The sequence below is a fragment of the Undibacterium sp. Ji49W genome (assembly GCF_049340205.1).
In the GTDB taxonomy this organism is placed as follows: domain Bacteria; phylum Pseudomonadota; class Gammaproteobacteria; order Burkholderiales; family Burkholderiaceae_D; genus Undibacterium.
This window is the reverse complement of the sequence record NZ_JBMPOW010000006.1, coordinates 251,142-270,610: the sequence shown is the minus strand read 5'-3', so window position 1 is coordinate 270,610 and position 19,469 is coordinate 251,142. Positions and strand designations below refer to the sequence as shown.

Annotated in this window: 15 protein-coding genes; 9 read left to right on the top strand and 6 right to left on the bottom strand. The window is 52.7% G+C overall.

From position 1 onward, the window contains the following. Positions 1 to 56: 56 nt before the first annotated feature. Positions 57 to 3,023 carry a triple tyrosine motif-containing protein gene (locus tag ACO0LK_RS09850; protein ID WP_422974519.1) on the bottom strand — a complete coding sequence of 989 codons (2,967 nt, stop codon included), beginning with the start codon at positions 3,021 to 3,023 and terminating at the stop codon, positions 57 to 59. A 133-nt stretch (positions 3,024 to 3,156) separates the two neighbouring features. Here ACO0LK_RS09850 and ACO0LK_RS09845 point away from each other — a divergent pair, with 133 nt between their 5' ends. Next, entirely contained in the window at positions 3,157 to 4,074 is a 918-nt protein-coding gene (locus ACO0LK_RS09845) for an alpha/beta fold hydrolase (protein ID WP_422974517.1), read from the top strand. Between the two features lie 81 nt (positions 4,075 to 4,155). Then, positions 4,156 to 4,947 carry an SDR family NAD(P)-dependent oxidoreductase gene (locus ACO0LK_RS09840; RefSeq protein ID WP_186946417.1) on the top strand — a complete coding sequence of 264 codons (792 nt, stop codon included), beginning with the start codon at positions 4,156 to 4,158 and terminating at the stop codon, positions 4,945 to 4,947. 247 nt (positions 4,948 to 5,194) lie between these two features. Here the strand turns inward: ACO0LK_RS09840 and ACO0LK_RS09835 are convergent, their stop codons facing one another. The 5 genes from ACO0LK_RS09835 to ACO0LK_RS09815 all read right to left on the bottom strand — a co-directional run bounded on the left by ACO0LK_RS09835 (position 5,195) and on the right by ACO0LK_RS09815 (position 12,257). Continuing rightward, positions 5,195 to 5,860 (bottom strand): phosphatase PAP2 family protein, encoded by a 666-nt coding sequence (locus ACO0LK_RS09835; RefSeq protein ID WP_422974515.1) that lies wholly within the window; start codon positions 5,858 to 5,860, stop codon positions 5,195 to 5,197. Between the two features lie 6 nt (positions 5,861 to 5,866). After that, positions 5,867 to 8,959 (bottom strand): efflux RND transporter permease subunit, encoded by a 3,093-nt coding sequence (locus ACO0LK_RS09830; RefSeq protein ID WP_422974513.1) that lies wholly within the window; start codon positions 8,957 to 8,959, stop codon positions 5,867 to 5,869. Then, on the bottom strand, positions 8,956 to 10,161 hold the full coding sequence (locus ACO0LK_RS09825) for an efflux RND transporter periplasmic adaptor subunit (protein ID WP_422974511.1): 1,206 nt from the start codon (positions 10,159 to 10,161) through the stop codon (positions 8,956 to 8,958). Before ACO0LK_RS09825 ends, ACO0LK_RS09830 begins: the two co-directional genes overlap by 4 nt. Before the next feature lie 81 nt (positions 10,162 to 10,242). Then, entirely contained in the window at positions 10,243 to 11,598 is a 1,356-nt protein-coding gene (locus tag ACO0LK_RS09820) for an ATP-binding protein (protein WP_422974509.1), read from the bottom strand. Beyond that, entirely contained in the window at positions 11,595 to 12,257 is a 663-nt protein-coding gene (locus ACO0LK_RS09815; protein WP_186946422.1) for a response regulator, read from the bottom strand. Before ACO0LK_RS09815 ends, ACO0LK_RS09820 begins: the two co-directional genes overlap by 4 nt. A 330-nt stretch (positions 12,258 to 12,587) precedes the next feature. Between ACO0LK_RS09815 and ACO0LK_RS09810 the strand changes: the two genes are divergently transcribed. The 7 genes from ACO0LK_RS09810 (at position 12,588) to ACO0LK_RS09780 (ending at position 19,417) form a co-directional block, all read left to right on the top strand. Continuing rightward, positions 12,588 to 13,352, top strand: coding sequence for a hypothetical protein (locus ACO0LK_RS09810; RefSeq protein WP_422974591.1), 765 nt, complete (start codon positions 12,588 to 12,590; stop codon positions 13,350 to 13,352). A gap of 44 nt (positions 13,353 to 13,396) precedes the next feature. Next, the gene (locus tag ACO0LK_RS09805; protein WP_422974507.1) at positions 13,397 to 13,819 is read left to right on the top strand and encodes a hypothetical protein; all 423 of its coding nucleotides are present in this window, start codon (positions 13,397 to 13,399) and stop codon (positions 13,817 to 13,819) included. Between the two features lie 99 nt (positions 13,820 to 13,918). Continuing rightward, complete coding sequence (locus tag ACO0LK_RS09800; RefSeq protein ID WP_186946424.1) at positions 13,919 to 14,353, top strand: EamA family transporter; 435 nt, start codon at positions 13,919 to 13,921, stop codon at positions 14,351 to 14,353. 282 nt (positions 14,354 to 14,635) lie between these two features. After that, positions 14,636 to 15,316, top strand: coding sequence for a Fe2+-dependent dioxygenase (locus ACO0LK_RS09795; protein ID WP_422974505.1), 681 nt, complete (start codon positions 14,636 to 14,638; stop codon positions 15,314 to 15,316). Between the two features lie 223 nt (positions 15,317 to 15,539). Then, positions 15,540 to 16,742: a hypothetical protein gene (locus tag ACO0LK_RS09790; protein WP_422974503.1), complete on the top strand. Its 1,203-nt coding sequence runs from the start codon at positions 15,540 to 15,542 to the stop codon at positions 16,740 to 16,742. Next, positions 16,742 to 18,913 (top strand): AAA family ATPase, encoded by a 2,172-nt coding sequence (locus tag ACO0LK_RS09785; RefSeq protein ID WP_422974501.1) that lies wholly within the window; start codon positions 16,742 to 16,744, stop codon positions 18,911 to 18,913. Before ACO0LK_RS09790 ends, ACO0LK_RS09785 begins: the two co-directional genes overlap by 1 nt. A gap of 114 nt (positions 18,914 to 19,027) precedes the next feature. Further along, entirely contained in the window at positions 19,028 to 19,417 is a 390-nt protein-coding gene (locus ACO0LK_RS09780; protein ID WP_422974499.1) for a nuclear transport factor 2 family protein, read from the top strand. Positions 19,418 to 19,469 lie beyond the last annotated feature (52 nt).

Genomic DNA, 19,469 nt, shown 5'->3' with positions numbered 1-19,469 from the left:
CTGTGCTCCTGTATTTTCGCTCAAGCGTATCACTGGCAACGCCATCGCGCATCACTCTATCGGGTATATGCCAGTGCAGCCGGAACATCCAGTTGCCACACGGTGCCGCTACCTTCACGGCTGTGCACCACCAATTTGGCCTTGATCCTGGCCGCGCGCTCGTACATCCCGCACATGCCCCAATGGTTCTGACGCCCCCCATCGTTGAGAACGGCTGCAGGAATACCGACGCCGTCGTCGCGCAGAATGCAGCGGAATTCCCGCTTGCCGTAGTGGATTTCAACTTCTATCCTGGTCGCCCTGGCATGGGTATAGGCATTTGCTACCGCCTCGGTGACGATCGCCAAAGCGTCTTCATAGATCGTCACATTGAGCTGGCGGGCGGAATCGGAAATAGTCAAATGAATCGGGCCGGCATCGCCATGCTGCAGGCGCGCAGCCGCAGCCAGTACTGCATCCGCAAAACTCACTTTCCCGGCGTCTTCGCCGCGCAATTCACGTATTCGCTCCCGCCCCTCGTCGAGCACCTCATCTGCCTGCTGCAATGCGGTTTCGATCTGTAGCCGCGCCGTATCCCTCGCAGGCAATTTCAGTAACGCTGCATGTACATGCAGCACCAGTCCCTGCACCGATTGCAGCAGAGTGTCGTGCAGCTCTCTGGCAATCCGCTCTCGCTCGTTGACCCGCTCTTGCAGGCGGCCGACCATCTGCCTGCCCAGACGCCGGATATGCCATCGGTAAGCGATGTGGGCGACCGTAAGCAGACTGAGTACACATAGCGCCTTGAACCACCATGTCTGCGTCGCTTTAGGCGCGATCACAAAATCCACGGTGGTAATGATGTCGGACCACTTGCCGTTGTAGTCTGTCGAAGTGACGCTGAAGCGGTAATTGCCAGGCGCGAGATTGCTATAGTAGGCGTTGCGGCGCCCACCTGCATCCTGCCATTCCGTATCAACTTCCTCCAGACGGTATCGGAAACGCATACGTTCCGGGATCGATAACGCCGGGCTGGTGTAATCGAACTGCAACACGGAACTGCCGGGCGCAAAGCGAATAGGCAACTGCGGCGGTCTGCCGTTACCGGGCGGTCCCAGCGCCTTGATGATGACGGGCCGTTTGGGTGCAGGCGGCAACGACTCGGCAGGATTCATAAGAAACATGCCGGTGGATCGGGCGATCCACAGACGCAAATCGGACGCCAGTACCAGCGACGGAGTAGGCGCGATGTAGGGAGCGCTCCCCTCCAGTCCATCCAGTTGGTCCAGTCGCTCGTACTGCACATGATAATCACGCTGTCGTTCGAATTGGGCGATTTCCGAACCCGGAATGCGGAACAGGCCGGCGAAGGCGTTCAGCCAGAGATCACCGTTCTCCAGTTCGACGATGCCGGAAATGCCACGAAACGTCTCACCATTGACGCCGCTGATCTGACGAAAATGGTCTGCCCCAAACAATGCCAGACCCTTTTCGCCGCCAGCCCATACGTGCTGACCGTGCAGATGCAACGCCATCACAGTGCCCAGCGCCAAGCCTTCGGCCGCACCGTAGCTGCGCCACGCAGCACCTTGCGCATGGACCACCAGGCCGGGATAATAACCAAGCCAGAGTCCGGTGGTATCCGAGCGGGCCATCACATTGACTTCGCCCTCGCTCCCTGCTTTTTCCCATGTTCCCTGCGGCCTGCGACGATACAGGCCATGCTGCAACAACGCCACCAGCAAACTGTCGTCCTTGTCCGCCTGCAGCGCCTGCACCCTCACCCCGCCGATGGCGGCAGGCAAGGCAATCGACCGACTGCCGGCGCCCTGGAAACGCCGTAAGGTTCCGTACGAAGCGCCCCATAGCGCCCCATCGCTGGTACGGGTAAAACTGGTCAGCCTGCGATCCCATCCGTCGCCAGCCTGCGGCAAGAGCGGCGTGGCTGTCGCCTGGCCGATCTCGTTGGCGACCACATGATAGCTGCCGATCCAGACGCCGGCGCTATCGTCGGCGATGATCCCGCCGCCTATGGCCGCTTCAGGAACCTCCAGCTTGGTCAGCCGTTTATGACGAAACCTATCGATTCCGCTTGACGTTGACGTCCAGATATTTCCCTCCTGATCTTCGAAGATCGCACCGACGGCACGTCCACTCAAGCCCTGCCGTGGCGTCGCACGCGTGATTCTCCGCGCAGTATGAAGCTCGAGCCCATCCAGCAGACCTACCCAGAGATCTCCGTGACGGTCGATCAACAGACTACCGGGATCACCTATGGATCCCCACTGCCGATATACTGTATTCTGCCTGGGTCCTGTCAGCAGATTGAGTCGCCCATGCAGCGCATCCCAGCTGACCACATTGCCATTGGGGAGCTCGAAAAGTACACCGGTCCCTCTGTCGACAGCAGCCTTGGCAAACCGTGTCTCCCCCGGCTTGAGAGAATACACGCCCGCATCGCCCTGCGCCCACAGTACGCCATGCCGGTCGCGCATCAGTGTTTTATATGGGCCGCCAGCCAGGCCCCATGAGCTGGCCGGCTTCTGCCAGTGGTCGCGTTCCATGTAGAACAAGCCAAGCGTGGTGGCCGCCCACATGCGGCCACTGCCATCCTGCTCCAAACCCCACACGGCGCGATTGGGCAGGCCGTCCTGCACACCATAATTGCGTATCAGCCCGTGGCGCAAAAAACTTGCCCCGCCACTGCGATAGCCTATCCATAGCCCGCCGTCGGCCACCGCATTCACCAGGCTGACGTTTTGGGTCGGCAAAGCCGCATTGACCGGCGCAAACTGTTCGAACTGCATGCCATCGAAGCGATACAATCCGGCCGGTCCGCCCAGCCATAGCCAGCCGTCGCTGGTTTGCGTGATCGACAAGATTGATTCCGGCGCACCGTCGCGCGCGCTCCAACTGGTGTGATGCAAATTGATCGCCGGTGCTGCCAGGCCCTGCGACAGGCTGACCGCCGGAAAAACACCACAGCAAAACAGCACGCAGCAGGCCACCGCTACGTGGCAATAGTCAAGTAATAGACTCTTCATCGTGTTAGCTAGTAATTAATTCTATTATGCAACTATTATGTTCGAGATTGTATCGAATATACCTACCCGATAGTGTGTATATTTAGCATGATTGCTTGGCTATACTGTGTTTTCAACCACAGGAGTCAACATCATGCGTATCAACCTTGCCAGCGTAGTTGCACTAACCGCCGCCCTTCAGTTTGCCCCGGCGTGGGCAGCGCCCCTGCCTTATCCGGCCACTTTCAAAATCGAAAACATCAAGACACCAGAGGTCACCATCCACGTGCGCGTGGGCGGTAGCGGGCCAGCAGTAGTGCTGCTGCATGGCTTTGGCGACACCGGCGATATGTGGACACCGCTGGCGATTGCGCTGGCCAAGGACCACAAGGTTATCGTGCCTGATCTCCGCGGACTGGGTTTGTCTTCCAGACCCGAAACCGGCTATGAAAAAAAGAACCAGGCCGGTGATCTCCGTGCCGTGCTGGACAAGCTTGGTGTCGGGCAGGCCGTCATCATCGGCCACGATATCGGTACTATGGTGGCCTATGCTTACGCTGCGCGCTATCCCGACCAGACCACCAAGCTGGTGGTAATGGATGCGCCGGTGCCGGGCATTCCGCCATGGGAGCAAATCGTCCGCCTGCCCGCTTTGTGGCACTTCGATTTCGGTGGTAAGGATGCATTGCGCCTGGTACAGGGCCGCGAACGTATCTATCTGGACCGCTTCTGGAACGAGTTCGCTGGCAACCCTGCCAAGGTCGACGAAAGCACCCGCGCCCACTACACAAAACTTTACGCTGCACCTGGCGCCATGAAGGCTGCCTTCAACCAGTTCCTGTCTATCCGCAAGGATGTCGATGACAACGCCGAATCCATGAAGACCAAACTGAATATGCCGGTACTTGCGATCGGTGGCGAAAAATCGTTTGGCGCCAATGAAGCTGCCGTCATGCGCAACGCAGCCACCAACGTCACCGAAAAAGTAATCCCCAACGCTGGCCACTGGCTGATGGAAGAGGCGCCCGACGCAACCATTGAGGCCGTGTTAACATTCATCCACGCCAAATAAGATCGCCGCACGGCCACCAGCGGGCACAGATGTGTGCCCCATCCTCGCGGGATTTCCCGCGCCCAACCAAGGAGCATCGACATGGACTTACAACTGAATGGCAAACTGGCACTGGTAAGCGGGAGCACGGCCGGAATCGGCTTCGCGATCGCATCTACGCTGGCCAGGGAGGGTGCCAGTGTGATCGTCAACGGCAGGACTCAGGCCGGGGTCGATGAGGCAGTGGAGCTTATACGCGCGGAAACGCATGGTACGGTCCACGGCTATGTTGCAGACCTTAGTCAATCCGAGGCTGCCAAGGAGCTGGTTCGACGACATGTGGGTATCAATATTCTGGTCAACAACCTCGGTATTTTTGAACCCAAGGCCTTCGAAAATATTCCCGACGAAGATTGGCAGCGTTTTTTTGACGTCAATGTCCTGAGTGGCATCCGCCTTGCGCGGCTGGTGCTGCCGGAGATGAAACGGGCGAATTGGGGACGCATCATCTTCATCTCAAGTGAAAGCGCGGTCCAGATCCCCACCGAGATGATTCACTACGGCATGACCAAGACCGCGCAACTCGCTGTTTCGCGCGGGCTGGCGGAATCAGTGGCCGGTACAGGCATTACCGTCAACAGCGTACTGCCTGGTCCGACGAAATCACGCGGCGTTGGCGACTTCGTCGAAGGCATGGCACGCGCGAGCGACAAGAGCTTCGAGCAGATCGAGGCGGAGTTTTTCGATCAGGTGCGCCCGACATCATTGATCAAACGCTTCGGGACGCCACAGGAAGTGGCTTCACTGGTGGCCTACGTGGCAAGTCCGCTGGCGTCGGCGACCACAGGTGCGGCGTTACGGGTTGACGGTGGCGTTATCAAGAGCGCTTTCTGATAAAGGGACGACAAAGAGGCGATGAACCTCTATCAACCCGAAACCGCAAACGAGATGGAAATCGCCTGCTGCTTTCAGTATGTGGATAGGTGATTGTCAATTCAGCGCACAAACATAAAGACAGCCTGGCAAAAATTTACAAGGCAATAGCGAAAATCAGTCGCTCTTGCCTTTTAAATTTTGCCAGCTTGCTTATGTATTCCGTGGCCAGGCACCCAGGGTGGATGAGGGACACTGAGGCCGGACATTATTCGCCAGGCCTGGTGGCCGTTGCCGTATGTCGCCATTTCAATATCAACGCCAGACCTACCACCCAGGTCAGCGCGGCGGCCCATGCGGCCATGACATCTGATGGATAATGAACACCCAGATACAGCCTGGATACGCTCACCATCAAAACGAAACATGCACTGATTGCTGTAATCAGCCAGCGTGCCTTGCTTTTCCAGCCAAGAATAATCAGCAATGCTGCCAATGCCATTGCGTTCATGGAATGCCCGCTCGGAAAACTGAATGTGGTTTCTGGCTGCAATGAAATCCAGAAGTCGGGGCGGCTTCTGGCAAAAAAATTCTTTGCCAGCACGTTCAACGCTGCTGCGCCAGTCAAGGACAGGAAGGCAAACAGCGCATCCATTCGCAAACGCTTATATACAAACCAGGCAAATAAGACCAGTTCAAAGGGTACGACCCATGGTGCCGAACCGATATGCGTAAAGAACAACATGATGCTATCCAACTGCGTATTCGCATGTGCATGAAAAAACATCAGCAGAGGCTGATCGAAGGCAAATACTTCATGCTCTGCCACTTCACTGGCCAGTGCGCTGAATATATAAAAAGGCAGCAATATTCCAATGAAAAGCGCGATTAGTGTTGGTGCACGTAGTTGTAACCGGTAAAAAAGAGTAGTCATATTGTCTTAAAAAATCTGGCCGGATTCATCGGCAATAACTGCCGCCGGACTATTCACTTGCGGCTGGCCAGCCGTTCTATCGAAGCACACGTACAGGACCGGCGTAATAAACAAGGTAATCAATTGCGAAAACAGCAGACCACCCACTATGGATACGCCCAGCGGCTGACGCAATTCTGCCCCCGCACCCAGGCCTAGTGCAATCGGCAATGCTCCCATGATGGCGCAAAATGTCGTCATCATAATGGGACGAAAACGCAGCAGGCAGGCCTGACGAATAGCGTCCAATGGCGGTAGCCCCCGGGTTCTTTGTGCATCAAGCGCAAAATCTATCATCATGATGGCATTTTTCTTGACAACACCAATCAGCAATAGCACACCGATCATGGCAATGAAGCTTAGTTCCAGACCGGTGATACGCAAGGCGAGCAACGCCCCCACTGCGGCAGAAGGAATGCCCAGCAAGATTGTCACTGGATGTATCCAGCTTTCATACAACATGCCCAGTACGACATAGATGACGGCCACCGCAATGAGCACCAGCCATAGCTGGGTGGTTTGTGCCTGCTGGAACAAGGCGGCCTGTCCGGCAAATGCACCAAACACAAATGTGGGCAAACCTATTTCCTGGCGGGCTGCATCAATCGCGATGGCGGCGTCGGACAATGACTTGCCCGGGCTAAGATCAAAAGTCAGGGTTACGGCAGGCAATTGCCCTTGATGATTAATGGCCATGGCACCTTTGGTCCGCTCTACACGCGCCAGTGCAGCAACAGGAATCAGTGCACCGGTGTTGCTGCGTACATAGACCTGGTTCAGACTGGTTTCGTCACGCCGGCTTTCCAGTGCCATTTCCATGATGACCTGGTAACTGTCTTCCGGTGCATAGATAGTGGAAACCTGTTGTGTCCCAAAGGCGGTGTATAGCGTGTTCTTGATGACATTCATGTCCACGCCCAATTGCGATGCCTTGTCACGGTCAATCAACAATTTTGCCTGCAATCCATCTTTCTGCGCATCGGAAGCCAGGCCAACAAACACATCGGATTTTTTCAAGGCAGCCATCAACTTGTCAGCCCAGACATCCAGTTCACCCGGACTGACAGATTCCAGGGTGTACTGGAAACTACTTTTCGAACCTCGTCCACCAATGCGGAGATTTTGTACAGGGCTGAAAAAAACCTTGATACCTGGCAGGAAGGCTGTTTTCTTTCTTAACTCTGTCAATACCTCTGCCATGGGCGGCCTGCTACCCTTTTCCTTCAAGGTAACGGTAAACGCAGTTGTATCGTGATCGACTTTTGCTACAACATCACTGATGGATGCGTCATGCAACAAGACTGTTTCAAGTTGCTGATTGATTATTAGCCTTGCGTCATACGCCATATCTTGTGGCGTATCGACATTCACTGAAATCTGGCCTATATCCTCTTGCGGGAAAAACCCCTTGGGTGCGGCAATATACAGTACACCAGTCAACACGACAGTAGACAAACCGACTAGCAATACCACAACGCGATGTGCCAGTGCCCATTCCAGACCCCGGGCATAGGCAACGAGCGTCCGTTCAAAAATGACCTCAAAGGCCCGGGTCCAGCCAGGTCCCTGTTCATGATGTTGTCCAGATTTAAGCAGCATTGGCACCATCAGTGGGATCAGCGTCAATGCGACTGCCGCAGAAACGATGATCGACAGCGATACGACCACAGCGAATTCATGGAACAACAAGCCGGTCACCCCAGGCATGAAAAAAATGGGGATGAATACTGCGATCAATGAGACCGAAATGGAAATCACGGTAAAACCAACTTCACGCACTCCCTGACGTGCCGCCGATTGTGGTGTCATACCAGCTTCAATATGGCGCATGATATTTTCCAGAACGACTATGGCATCATCCACAACCAGGCCAACGGCGATGGTGAGTCCCATGAGCGAAATATTATCCAGGCTCAGGCCAAGCGCATACATCAATCCAAATGTTCCCAGCAATGAAATCGGCAGGCTGATTGCCGGAATCAGCGTAGCAGCCAGGCGACGCAGGAACAATAAAATCACCATGATCACCAGTGCGATGGTCAGCAACATCGTCAAATTTACGTCGTGCACCGCATTGCGAATGGAAATGGAGCGATCCGACAGCAGCGTTACCTTGACCGATGCAGGCAATTGCGTTTGCAAAATGGGGAGCATATTCTTGATGGCATCTACCGTCGCCACGGTATTGGCACCGGGCTGCCGCTGTATCGTCAGCAATATGGAACTGACACCATTGATCGCACTGGTATTTTGCACATTCTCAATACTATCCTGGACATCTGCCACATCCCGCAGCCGGATTGTTTGCCCGCGCCTGCTGGCGACAATGACATTCGCAAAGTCAGCCGCTTTCATCAAGCCACCAGGTACATTCAGCATCATCATCTGACGCTTACCGTCAAACTGACCGGTCGGTGCATTTGAATTGGCAGCTTTCAGTGCGGTGCTTACTTCTGGTAAAGTCAGATTTACGGCAGCCAATTTGTCTGGCTGGATTTCTATCCTGACGGCATAGCGCTTTTGGCCGGTAACATTCACTTGCGCCACGCCATTCAGGGTGGACAGCGCAGGCACAATCAGGTTATCTGAAAAACCGTTCAAATCCGTCAACTTCATGGAAGGCGAACTCAAGCCTACCAGCAATATGGGTGCATCCGCAGGATTCACTTTGCGATAAGATGGCGGCGTGGTCATTTCTGCCGGCAAGGAACGAGTCGCCCGAAACAAGGCAGCCTGTACGTCACCAGCAGCGGCATCAATCGGCCTGCTGGGATCAAATTCCAGCGTGATCTGCGTTTCTCCCTGTATGCTGGTTGATGTTGTTGCCAGCAAGCCAGGAATCGCGGAAAACTGCTTTTCCAGAGGTGTCGCAACGGAGGTCGACATGGTTTCCGGACTCGCACCAGATAGCTTTGCGCCGACCTGAATGGTGGGTGTATCGTAATTAGGTAAAGCTGCAATCGGCAATTTTAACCAGCACACGGCACCTGCCACGATAATACTCAACCACAGCAACATGGTCGCAATCGGCCGGTCAATAAAACGTTCGTAGATATTCATAATGATTTGCCGACCTTTTCACCGGCTTTGTCACCAGTTTTATCTCCAGCTTTGTCTCCGGCTTCATTACCTGGCCTGGTTGACAGGGTTTTCCTGTCAACCATCACAACAGCACCATCAGACAGATTTTGCCCACCTTCAAGTACGACTTGTTCATCACCAGACAAACCTTCAAGTACCGCTTTTCCATCCTGTATGCGCAATAGGTTCACAGGTTTTGATCTGACTTTATTTTGATCTCCGAGCAAGTACACAAAACGTCCGGCAGGGCCTTCTAGTACTGCTTGCGGCGGCAAGACTACTGCAGCTTTGCTGATGCCTGCATGTATTACGATCCTGGCGAAACCGCCTGGCCACAATCGGCGCGAAGTATTGGCAAAACTGGCTTTCAGGCTGATAGTGCCGGTATCCTGGCTAACGCTGTTGTTCACAAAAGTGATATAACCTTCGACATATTTTTTGTCCTGCGTTTCCAGTGTTGCGCTGACCTTACCCTGCTCACGTGCGGCCAGAACGGCTGGTAATGCCTGCTCGGGAAGATTAAATTCCATGGCAATCGGATCCATCTGCACCAGCGTGACAAGTGGTATTGCAGAAGATGTTTGCGCCAGGCTGCCGGGGTGAATACTGATTGCTCCCGCCAGGCCGGAAACAGGTGCCGTTATGCGGGTATAGCCTGCCTGTATTTTTGCGCTGTCTGTCTCGGCGCTTGCTGCGTTCAATTGCGCCTGTAATGCTTCCACTTTACTCTGTGCGCTGGTGACGGTGCTGTCAGAGATAAAGCCAGATTTGACCAACTCTTTGGACCGGACATAATCACGCTGGGCATCGGCCAGCAGTGCCTTGATCTGGGCCGATTGTGCGTTATAACGATTGATCTGGGCGCTAGCATCGCTGGCATCCAGCGTGAACAACAACTGCCCTGCCTGCACCTGATCCCCTTCGTGAAAATTGACACTGCGGATGATGCCTGTAATTTGCGGTCGCACATCAACCTGATTCAAGGTGACCATATGTCCCTGCGCAGAAAATTCTATTGGCAGATCAATGCGTTGTGTTGTTGTGATGGTTACCAGCGGCAAGGCTTTTGGTGCAAGCGGTTTTTCAGTTGTACGCCCCCAGATATAGTGCTGGCCAATCACTGCAAGAAGAATGATGCCGGCGGCAGCGGAGATCACCCAATGGTTTTTTCTTTTTAACATGATAGATCCTGAAAACCTCAACAATTTCGCTGTAGAGACAGCACTTTCATCAACACGCCCTAATCCCTTGCCTTACATTTTTCAGGCAATACGTCCCTGCCCAGCCTCATCGTCGGATACAGGAAAATGCAAAGCCTCAGACATAAGGCGGACAGTGACAATCAGTCCGCTGCCGGCAGGGTTACTGTCCAGATGCACTTCTGCCGCATGGAGGTCGGCAATACTTTTCACAATGGACATACCCAGACCACACCCCCAGGTGGTGTTGCCATCGGGGCGATAAAACCGGTCAAACACGCGCTCACGTTCTGCCAATGGAATACCAGGTCCATTGTCAGCGACACGCAGGATAGGACGGCCACCATCCAGGCCGGAAAACACATCGACCTTGCCGCCATGCTGGGTATACCGCAGGGCATTGTCGACCAGGTTGCTGAGCATGATGCCGAGTGCATCAATGTTTCCTGAAATCTGTACCGGCATGGAGTCACTGGCAACACCCAGGTCTATCGATTTGCTGTCGGCGTAGGTAGAGTGATCCATGACGGCCTGTTGAGTCAGCAAATGCAAATCGCAAATAACCGGGATATGCATGACGTCATCCGGTTCATGACGTGCAAGCGTCAACAGTTGATGCACCAAATGACTGGAACGATCCAGCCTGTCGTGCAGTTTTAAAAATGCGATTGCACGTAACTCATCTGTTGAAGAACGTTCAGCCAATTGCAATTGCAACTTCAACGCAGTTAACGGAGATCTCAGTTCATGTGCAGCATCTGCCACAAAAATACGCTGCGCTGACAGCGTTGTCTGTATCCGGGCAAGTAGGCGATTCAAGGCAACGACGATGGGTAACAAATCCTCCGGCAATCCTGTCTGATCTATCGCCTGCAAGGCCTGCGGCGAACGTATGGCGACGGCACCCGCAACTTTATCCAGGGGAGCCAGTGCTTTCCCAACGACCAGATAAATCAAGGTGGCCAAAGCCAGCAGCAACAATAGCAAGGGGGATAACATGCGCAATGCCATATTCACTGCAAATTTATGTCTTACCGAAAGGGGTTGCGAAATTTGCAGAAGACGCCCGCCTTTGGTTTCGGTATAAACCCGAAAGGTTTCACCTGCAAAGAAAACGCTCTGATGCCCCATTGTTTTCTGGGGTGGCAGGTGCATATCAGATTGAGAGAAGTAGACTTTCAGACCATCCTGCTCCCATACCTGAACGGCAATCTTATCGTCCAGGTCTTCCGTTGCAGGCAATAGCTGATTCGCGACCAATTGCAGAGGCAAGGCTGCGGCGATTTGTTTCAGTTGCCGGTCTGATTGCTCATTTGATTCATGATCGGCCTGGTGATAAATGGCAAAGCCAGCCACCAGCGTGCATATCAATGCGCCCACCAGTAAACCGAGCATGAGCTGGGTTCGTATTGTTTTCATTCGGCAGCCATCAGTTTATATCCGACACCTCTGACATTCTTTATGAAATCTGCGCCCAGTTTTTTGCGCAAATGATGGATATAGACATCTATTGCGTTACTTTCTATTTCATCATCCCAGCCATAAATCTTGTCTTCCAGCTGCGTCTTGGAAACAACATTGCTGCCCGAATCCAGCAAAGCACGCAAGACAGAAAATTCACGGGCTGACAGATGTACGATCAGACCATTCAGGGTAACTTCATGGGTAGCCAGATTCATCGTGACGTCACCATGACTGATGCTGGACTGGTTATAACCGTGACGTCGTCGCAAAACCGCACGTATGCGTGCCATAAGTTCGTCGACATCAAATGGCTTGATCAGGTAATCATCTGCACCTGCATCCAGCCCTTCTATTCTGTCTGCCTTGGCGTCACGTGCAGTGATGATCAATACAGGAACGGCACCACCTTGCTTGCGATAACGCAGCAGCACATCAAGTCCGCTTTTTTTTGGCAAGCCCAGATCCAGCAACATCAGATCATAGTTTTGCGTATCCAAAGCCAATTCTGCGTTATGGCCGTCGCGTACCCAGTCCACCGCATAATTTTCACCATGCAAGGCTTCTTCTATACTTTCTCCGATCATGGGATCGTCTTCTACCAGCAACATTCTCACGTGACATTTCCTTTGGGACTTAGCCTGCTTTAATACTTCCTGCTGCTTACTGCGCGACTTCTGCATTAAAAATCACGGTGATGCAAAACATGAAAATTACTGACAGATCGCCAAGTGTTATTTACAGCTTAGCGCACCTATCGTTAAGCCAGTCTTAAAACCCGACGATCCGTGACGATCTACTTTGGCGTGAAAATATCCTGTAATTGTTAATGAATTCTTAATCTTCGCACTATATGCTGGCTGCAACATTAGTCTATTCCAGCAAGACAGGGATTTTTCAAAGAAAGACTCAGAATGCAAACATTGCAGCAGCAAAAACAATTCCAGATGTTGAATAAAGTACCCGAAGTCAGCATGTATTTCTGGATTATCAAGATACTCTCGACGACCATAGGCGAGACTGGTGCGGACTATCTGGCTGTCCATGCAGGGCTGGGAACCGGCATTACCGGACTGCTCATGGCCAGTCTGTTATCCATGGCCCTGATATGGCAAATACGGCTGAACCAGTATATACCCTGGGTGTACTGGCTGACAGTCGTGCTATTGAGTGTCGTTGGCACTCAGATAACCGATGCGTTGACTGATCGCCTTGGCGTCAGCCTTTATCTCAGTACGTTCGTGTTTTGCGCATTACTTGCATCCGTTTTTGCTGCCTGGTATTGGCGTGAACGTACGCTCTCTATCCACACTATCGTGACGCGCCGCCGGGAATTATTTTATTGGGCAGCCATCCTGCTGACGTTTGCTCTTGGAACCGCCGCAGGTGATCTGGCAACGGAAGAACTCAGCCTGGGTTTCAGGTTTGGAGTTGGCCTGTTCAGCGCACTGATTGCACTCATTTATGTGGCCTGTCGACTCGGAGTCAATGCTGTTCTGGCTTTCTGGCTGGCATACATTCTGACTCGTCCCTTAGGTGCCTCGCTGGGTGACCTGCTATCACAATCCCCAGAATATGGTGGCGTAGGTTGGGGAACCATCATGACCAGCCTTATATTTCTAAGCATTATTGCAATTCTTGTGCTGGTGGTCAGCCAGAATCAAAACCGGTCAGCAAAGAATGTGGCCGACAACCAGGGAAATGCGCCCTGATAAATGTGTTCACACTCATATATATACTAAATAAGGTAAATCAAATGAAAAAGCAGAAAGTACAGCAAAAAATAAGGCCAATCATGCTGGCAATCAGTGCAGTTGCGATACTGGGTTCGGGTACTCTCCCCTTCACGGTTTCCATGATCAGTCCAGCGCAGGCGGCAAGCAGCAAACTCGGCGATCTGAGCAAATTCAGAATCATAGCGCAAGACACTTCGGCACTTATTGAAAAAGGTGATCTTGCCGCTGCCAAAACACGCATCAAAGACCTGGAACTAAGCTGGGACGAAGCAGAAGCCGGGCTGAAACCCAGAGCGGCGGCAGACTGGCACGTGATAGATAAATCTATCGACAAGGCTTTGACTGCCTTGCGTGCAAGCAGCCCTAATCCGGCAAGCTGCAAACAGAGCATCAGGGATTTGCTGAATGAATTTGACAAGGCGAATGCTGCCACAGCGAAATAACAGGTTGTGGAGCCCAGTAAATACTGCAAGGCATATTGATTTGCTACACGCCCATACCCAGGGTGTATATTAATTCATCGATTTTTCTGTGAGATTAAAATGAATTCATCCAATAGCTGGTTTTACTGGGCTTTCATGTCCGCTGTATTTGCCGCATGTACGGCAATTTTTGCAAAGATCGGGATTCGCAATGTGGATTCGGATTTTGCGACATTGATCAGGACGGTCATCATTATCATCGTCCTCACCGCTTTTGTCTGGTTTACCGGAAAAATGAGTAACCCGGCTGCGCTGTCGCCGAAAACCTGGCTGTTTCTGGGCTTGTCCGGCCTGGCGACGGGCGCTTCATGGGTATGCTATTTCCGTGCCCTGCAAATTGGTGAAGCATCAAAAGTAGCTCCCGTCGACAAACTCAGCCTGGTGCTGGTGGCCATTTTTGCCTTCATATTTCTGGAGGAAAGACCATCCCTGCAAGAATGGACAGGCATTGCCCTGGTTGCCGGCGGTGTCCTGGTATTGGCCATCAAACGTTAAGATTTATCGTCCTGAATATAACGGGAACCGTGACCTGACTCTTATGCGATGCGGGTATGCGACTTCCTGCATGCGCTGCCCTCTGCACCATCATAAGATACCGGCCTCGATTAAATTCGGAGAGCGGTAACTTTGTCCCAGATCAACAATGCCTTGATCACCTGCTTTCTGCTACTGCAACGCTCTTCTCAACATCTGGTACGCATGAGATAATGCAAATAATTCTCATTAACATATAAATTTGCAAGTAACACGCATTAGCAAGGTTTCAAAGGACATATCATGATGTTACATATTCCAGGTGTATTGACACCCGACGAAGTTGCGCAATTTCGCCAGCGTCTGCATGAGACATCGTGGATTGATGGACGTGCCAGTGTCGGTCCACAGGGGGCGCAGGTCAAGCGTAATCGCCAGTTGCCGGAAGGGTCGCCTCTGGCAATCGAGCTGGGGCAACTCATTGTCAGTAAACTGAAGTCGCATCCGCTGTTTTTTTCTGCGGTGCTGCCTTTGCGCATCCTCCCACCTTTTTTTAACAGCTATGAAGGCGGCGAACACTATGGACTGCATATCGATGGTGCCATCCGTACTCCAATTGGTGGTGCTTACAGCATGCGCTCGGATGTATCGTCTACCCTGTTCCTGAGCGAACCGGATGATTACGAGGGCGGTGAGCTGGTCGTGGTGGATTCTTACGGCACCCATGAAGTGAAACTGCCGGCAGGCGACCTGATTGTCTATCCATCCAGCAGCGTACACAAGGTAGAACCAGTGACTAGCGGCGTCAGAGTCTGTTCTTTCATGTGGACGCAAAGCATGGTCCGTGACGACTGGAAACGTTCCATGCTGTTTGACCTGGACCAAAACATCCAGCAATTGCGCGCGGCATATGGCGACAATGAAACCATCGTCGGCCTGACCGGGCATTATCACAATCTCTTGCGTCTGTGGGCTGATGTCTAAGCATCTGTCCGGGTTGCGGGTATTTCTGCCACACTGAAATCCATAGTCGCCCACCTGACAGGCTGTCAAGTTGATGTTGCCGTCGCCTGACAGCGTCGTCATGGCCGGTGCTGGCATGCACTGTTAAAATGCGGCATGCTCATCGAGGCGGGTCAACATGTGTCGTCATGGACAAATTGGATCTGCGTCAGAGCCATTGACGATTACCCGGGACAGACTGCCTATGCATCTTGATACTTTTTCGATCTTGCTGTCGCAATATATGCGCCGTATTCGTGCCAGCGCATCTGGCGTCGCCACTGAAATTGGTTTAAGCCGTGAATCAGTCAATAATTGGAGAAATGGCACTTCACTCCCCAGCCCAAGATCCCGCGATAGCCTGCACGCCTGTGCACGCTACCTCCGTCTGACAGAAGCAGAGACCAATCTTTTCTTTACAGCCGCCGGTCTGGCTCCCGAATTTCCATTGCAAAGCGAAGAAGAAGGTGAAACACCGTTTGCTGATTTCATGAATCAGTTATTTGTGCGACTAGCGCAGGCAGCCCCCTACCCCATCACCTTACTGCTGTCACAGGCACACTGGGGTCAGCCACCGTTCAGGCAAAAATTGCTGGCCCGTGCACGCGCCCAGTATGGTGACGCTGCGACCCTGCATATACAACCACCTTTCAGCGTCAGTACGGAAAGCAATGACTATTTTGCTGCGATAGCGCGCCAATGCGGTTTTGCAGATGTCAGTTCGGATTATGAATTTGAAGCAGCGCTGGAACAAAAGCTGAATGCAGGTGAACGTGTATTTTGCCTGGTCAGCCGTTTTGAACAAGGCACGCCAGCGCTGCGTGAGACACTGGCCGGTATCTTGCGCAGCCTGAGTGAAATGCATGGCGGACGCCTGCATCTGTTGCTTTGTGGCGGTGAGGCACTGGCCGACCTCAAATATCGCAGTGGCGATTTGTCCTTGCTTAATATCGCACAGGTAAGCCATTGGCCAGATGCGAGTACCGACGATCTCAACATCATTGTCAAACAGCGCTGGCCAGATCATACGGTGCCTGCAACCAGCATTGCAGCACTGGCCTCTTTGTGTGGCGGCCACCCTGCTCTTTTTGAGGAGGGTATGCAATGGCTGGCAGAGAATACGGGCAAGCTGCCCGACGACCTGCCTGCCCTGCGCATGCATTTAATCCATAGTGCCCGCCTGTGGCAAACCTTTTTGCCATTGACACACAGCCCGGATACCAAGGCCCGTTTGCGCGAGCTTTTATTGGCCGAAGACCTGGGGCGCGCCCGCCCCTATCTGCAAGATGAAGATTTGCGTCGCCTGTTCTGGGGCAATCTGATTCATGTCCGTAGCCAGGGTGACCAGGCGCGCCTGTACTGGCGTTGCGACATCATTCGTGATGCAGGTTTGATGGTGATCGAATAATGTTGAAAAAGCTGGCGCATATTCTGCCGGGCAAAGTATCGCGTGTTGTCTTAATCGCCTTGCTTACCTTATTCATTGCAAGCGCCATACTGACACCCAAACTGAACCCCATGACACGTGGCAGAATACTTGCCGCAGAAAACATGGGGGTCATCTGGAATGATCTGATTCAATGGCGAATAGCACTGGCAGAGGCGCGCAGTATTGAAGATGGCTGGCCAAAAGACATCCGGAAGTATGCACCGCAGACGATGACTTCCTATCTCGTCGTCAGTTCACCACAAGCTTATGTATTGCAGGCAGATATTGCCAATCATGCTGATTTGGGCGCCATCTCGGGCACTCAGATCATTTTTGAATTAAACCCATCCAGCTCAACATGGCGCTGCAAGGCTGGCTCACCGCCGATTCCATCAGGTTTTTTGCCCGTCAATTGTGATGGTGGCAGTACAAGTGGACCAGGTCTGGGCATGTTAAAGATGCTGCCGCTGTTTTGCGCACTCATCTTTATTATCGCAGGTATCTTTTTATTGTTACGCCATCCCTTGCTGGGACCAACACAATTACGCCCGGAACGTTTGCGACGCACGCCCTACCCCATCTTGCCCAAACTGGATAGACTGCTGCGACTGGCTGGCAGGCGCCAATCTACCCTGCAGGCAGCGGCTGTATCCATGTCGGATTGGCAGCGCGCAGTCAACTATGTTAACGACAACGCCAACAGCCGGGCTGCCTGTCTGGCCAAACAACTGGGTGCGCAATGCAAGGCTAGCCAGGATTGGACACTTCCTGGTGAGGTTTTCGAATGGCAATTTGCCAGCAACCTGCCGATTTCCCTTGACCGTTGCCTGGTCTTTATTCCATCCGAAGACCTGGATGAAGATTCATTGATACGTTGCCTGGTAACGGCACAAACCGGCTCAGATGTGATGCTGATTCTGGCCAAACACTCACCAGAATATCCCATGCCCCTGTTACAGGCTTACTGTGATGACAGGGCCAATATGTTTGTCATGCTGGACAGTGCCAGCCAGACGGAATGTCTGCTCAGCAGACAAGCGACGGCTGTTTTATTACGCTTGCTGGCGGCACAATTGCGCGTTACCCGTATTTCACCTTATCAGACACGCGGGGCCATCACCAGTTCAGGCGCATTTTTCGGGCGGGATCAATTGCTGGCACGCGTCATCGGTCGTGAGCCAGCCAATTATCTGGTGGTTGGCGGACGCCAGCTTGGCAAGAGTAGCCTGTTGAAAGCAGTACAGCGCCGTTTGCAGGAACATCCGCAGATCGTCTGCCATTACATTTCCTTGCGTGATCACCGTCTGACGCCGCGCATGGCCTTGCAGTTTGGACTGGCTGCGACAAGCTCCATAGAAGACATCATTGCCCACCTCGAAACCAGTTTTGTCGGCAAACGCTTATTCCTGTTGATTGATGAGGCAGATCAGTTCTTTCGTGATGAAGCACAAAATGGTTACCGGCAATTATCTGCCCTGCGCGCATTGAGTGATGAAGGACGCTGCTGGTTCATGCTGGCCGGTTTTTGGGATCTGTATGCAACGGCAGTGCTGGATTATCAGTCACCCCTGCGTAATTTTGGTGAAGTCCTGAGCATAGGCGGACTGGAACAGGAAGCATGCAGGGAACTGGCCAGCGTGCCCTTGTCCCGCCTGCGCTTTGGCTTTGCCAGCAACCACCTGATTGATCAACTGGTGGAAGCCAGCGGCCAGCGCGCCAACTTGCTGGCCATTCTTTGCCAGGAATGCCTGGAAGTCCTGCAACCGGGCGAGCGTGCGATTGAAGCACGTCATACTGCACTAGCCCTGTCTTCACAGGCTGTTCAGGATGCGCTGGCAGGCTGGGGCCGGCTCAGCCATGATGAAGCTGCCTGCAGGCTGGACCGCATAGTCGTCTATCATACCGCCCTGCACGGAAAAACCAGTTTATCTGCATTGGTCGCGCTATTGGAAAATGCCGGGACACATCAAATTCAGCCAGAAACCCTGCGACATGCCTTCGCCCGTTTGCAACTGGCTTATGTATTGAAACGTGAGGGAACAGAACTTGTATTTGCCATTCCGCTGTTGACTAAACAGTTTGAGCAAAGCGAGGTTGCGCTTTTGCTCAGGCAAGAACTGACGTCCCTGCATGCAGCCGCTACAATGTAAGTACCTGCAGTAAATCAATGGCTGCAACTGTCATAATTGTCGCTTTGCAGCAGCTATATAGAGTTCATTTAGAACTCATTTTAGAACTCATTTCATAAATAAAGGAGATCATTCATGTCTGATTACATTTCAGTCTTGCAAACCTATATGCAGGCACTGGGTGATGCTGATTACGCCACCATCAAAAGCCTGTTCGCCAAAGATGGCAAAGTTCTTTCGCCTTTTCTTGGTGAAATGGATGCAGGTCCTTTCTTTGACAGACTGGCAGAAGCCTCCAGCCGCAATGTCATCACCCCGATTGACATCTTTGTCAGCACGACAAAGAAACACCATGCAACAGCTTATTTTCAATATGACTGGACCGTACGCGACGGAACCTTAATCAGCTTCAAGGTCATGGACCTGTTCAGCTTTGAGCCAGACAGCGACAAGGTCAGGTATCTGGACTTGATCTATGACACACATCCTATTCGCTCGACAGCGGGGAATAAGTACGAGCTTTAATCAAACCAACAGACTCTGGCGTTTGAAAGGCGACACTTACTATTGTTAGCCA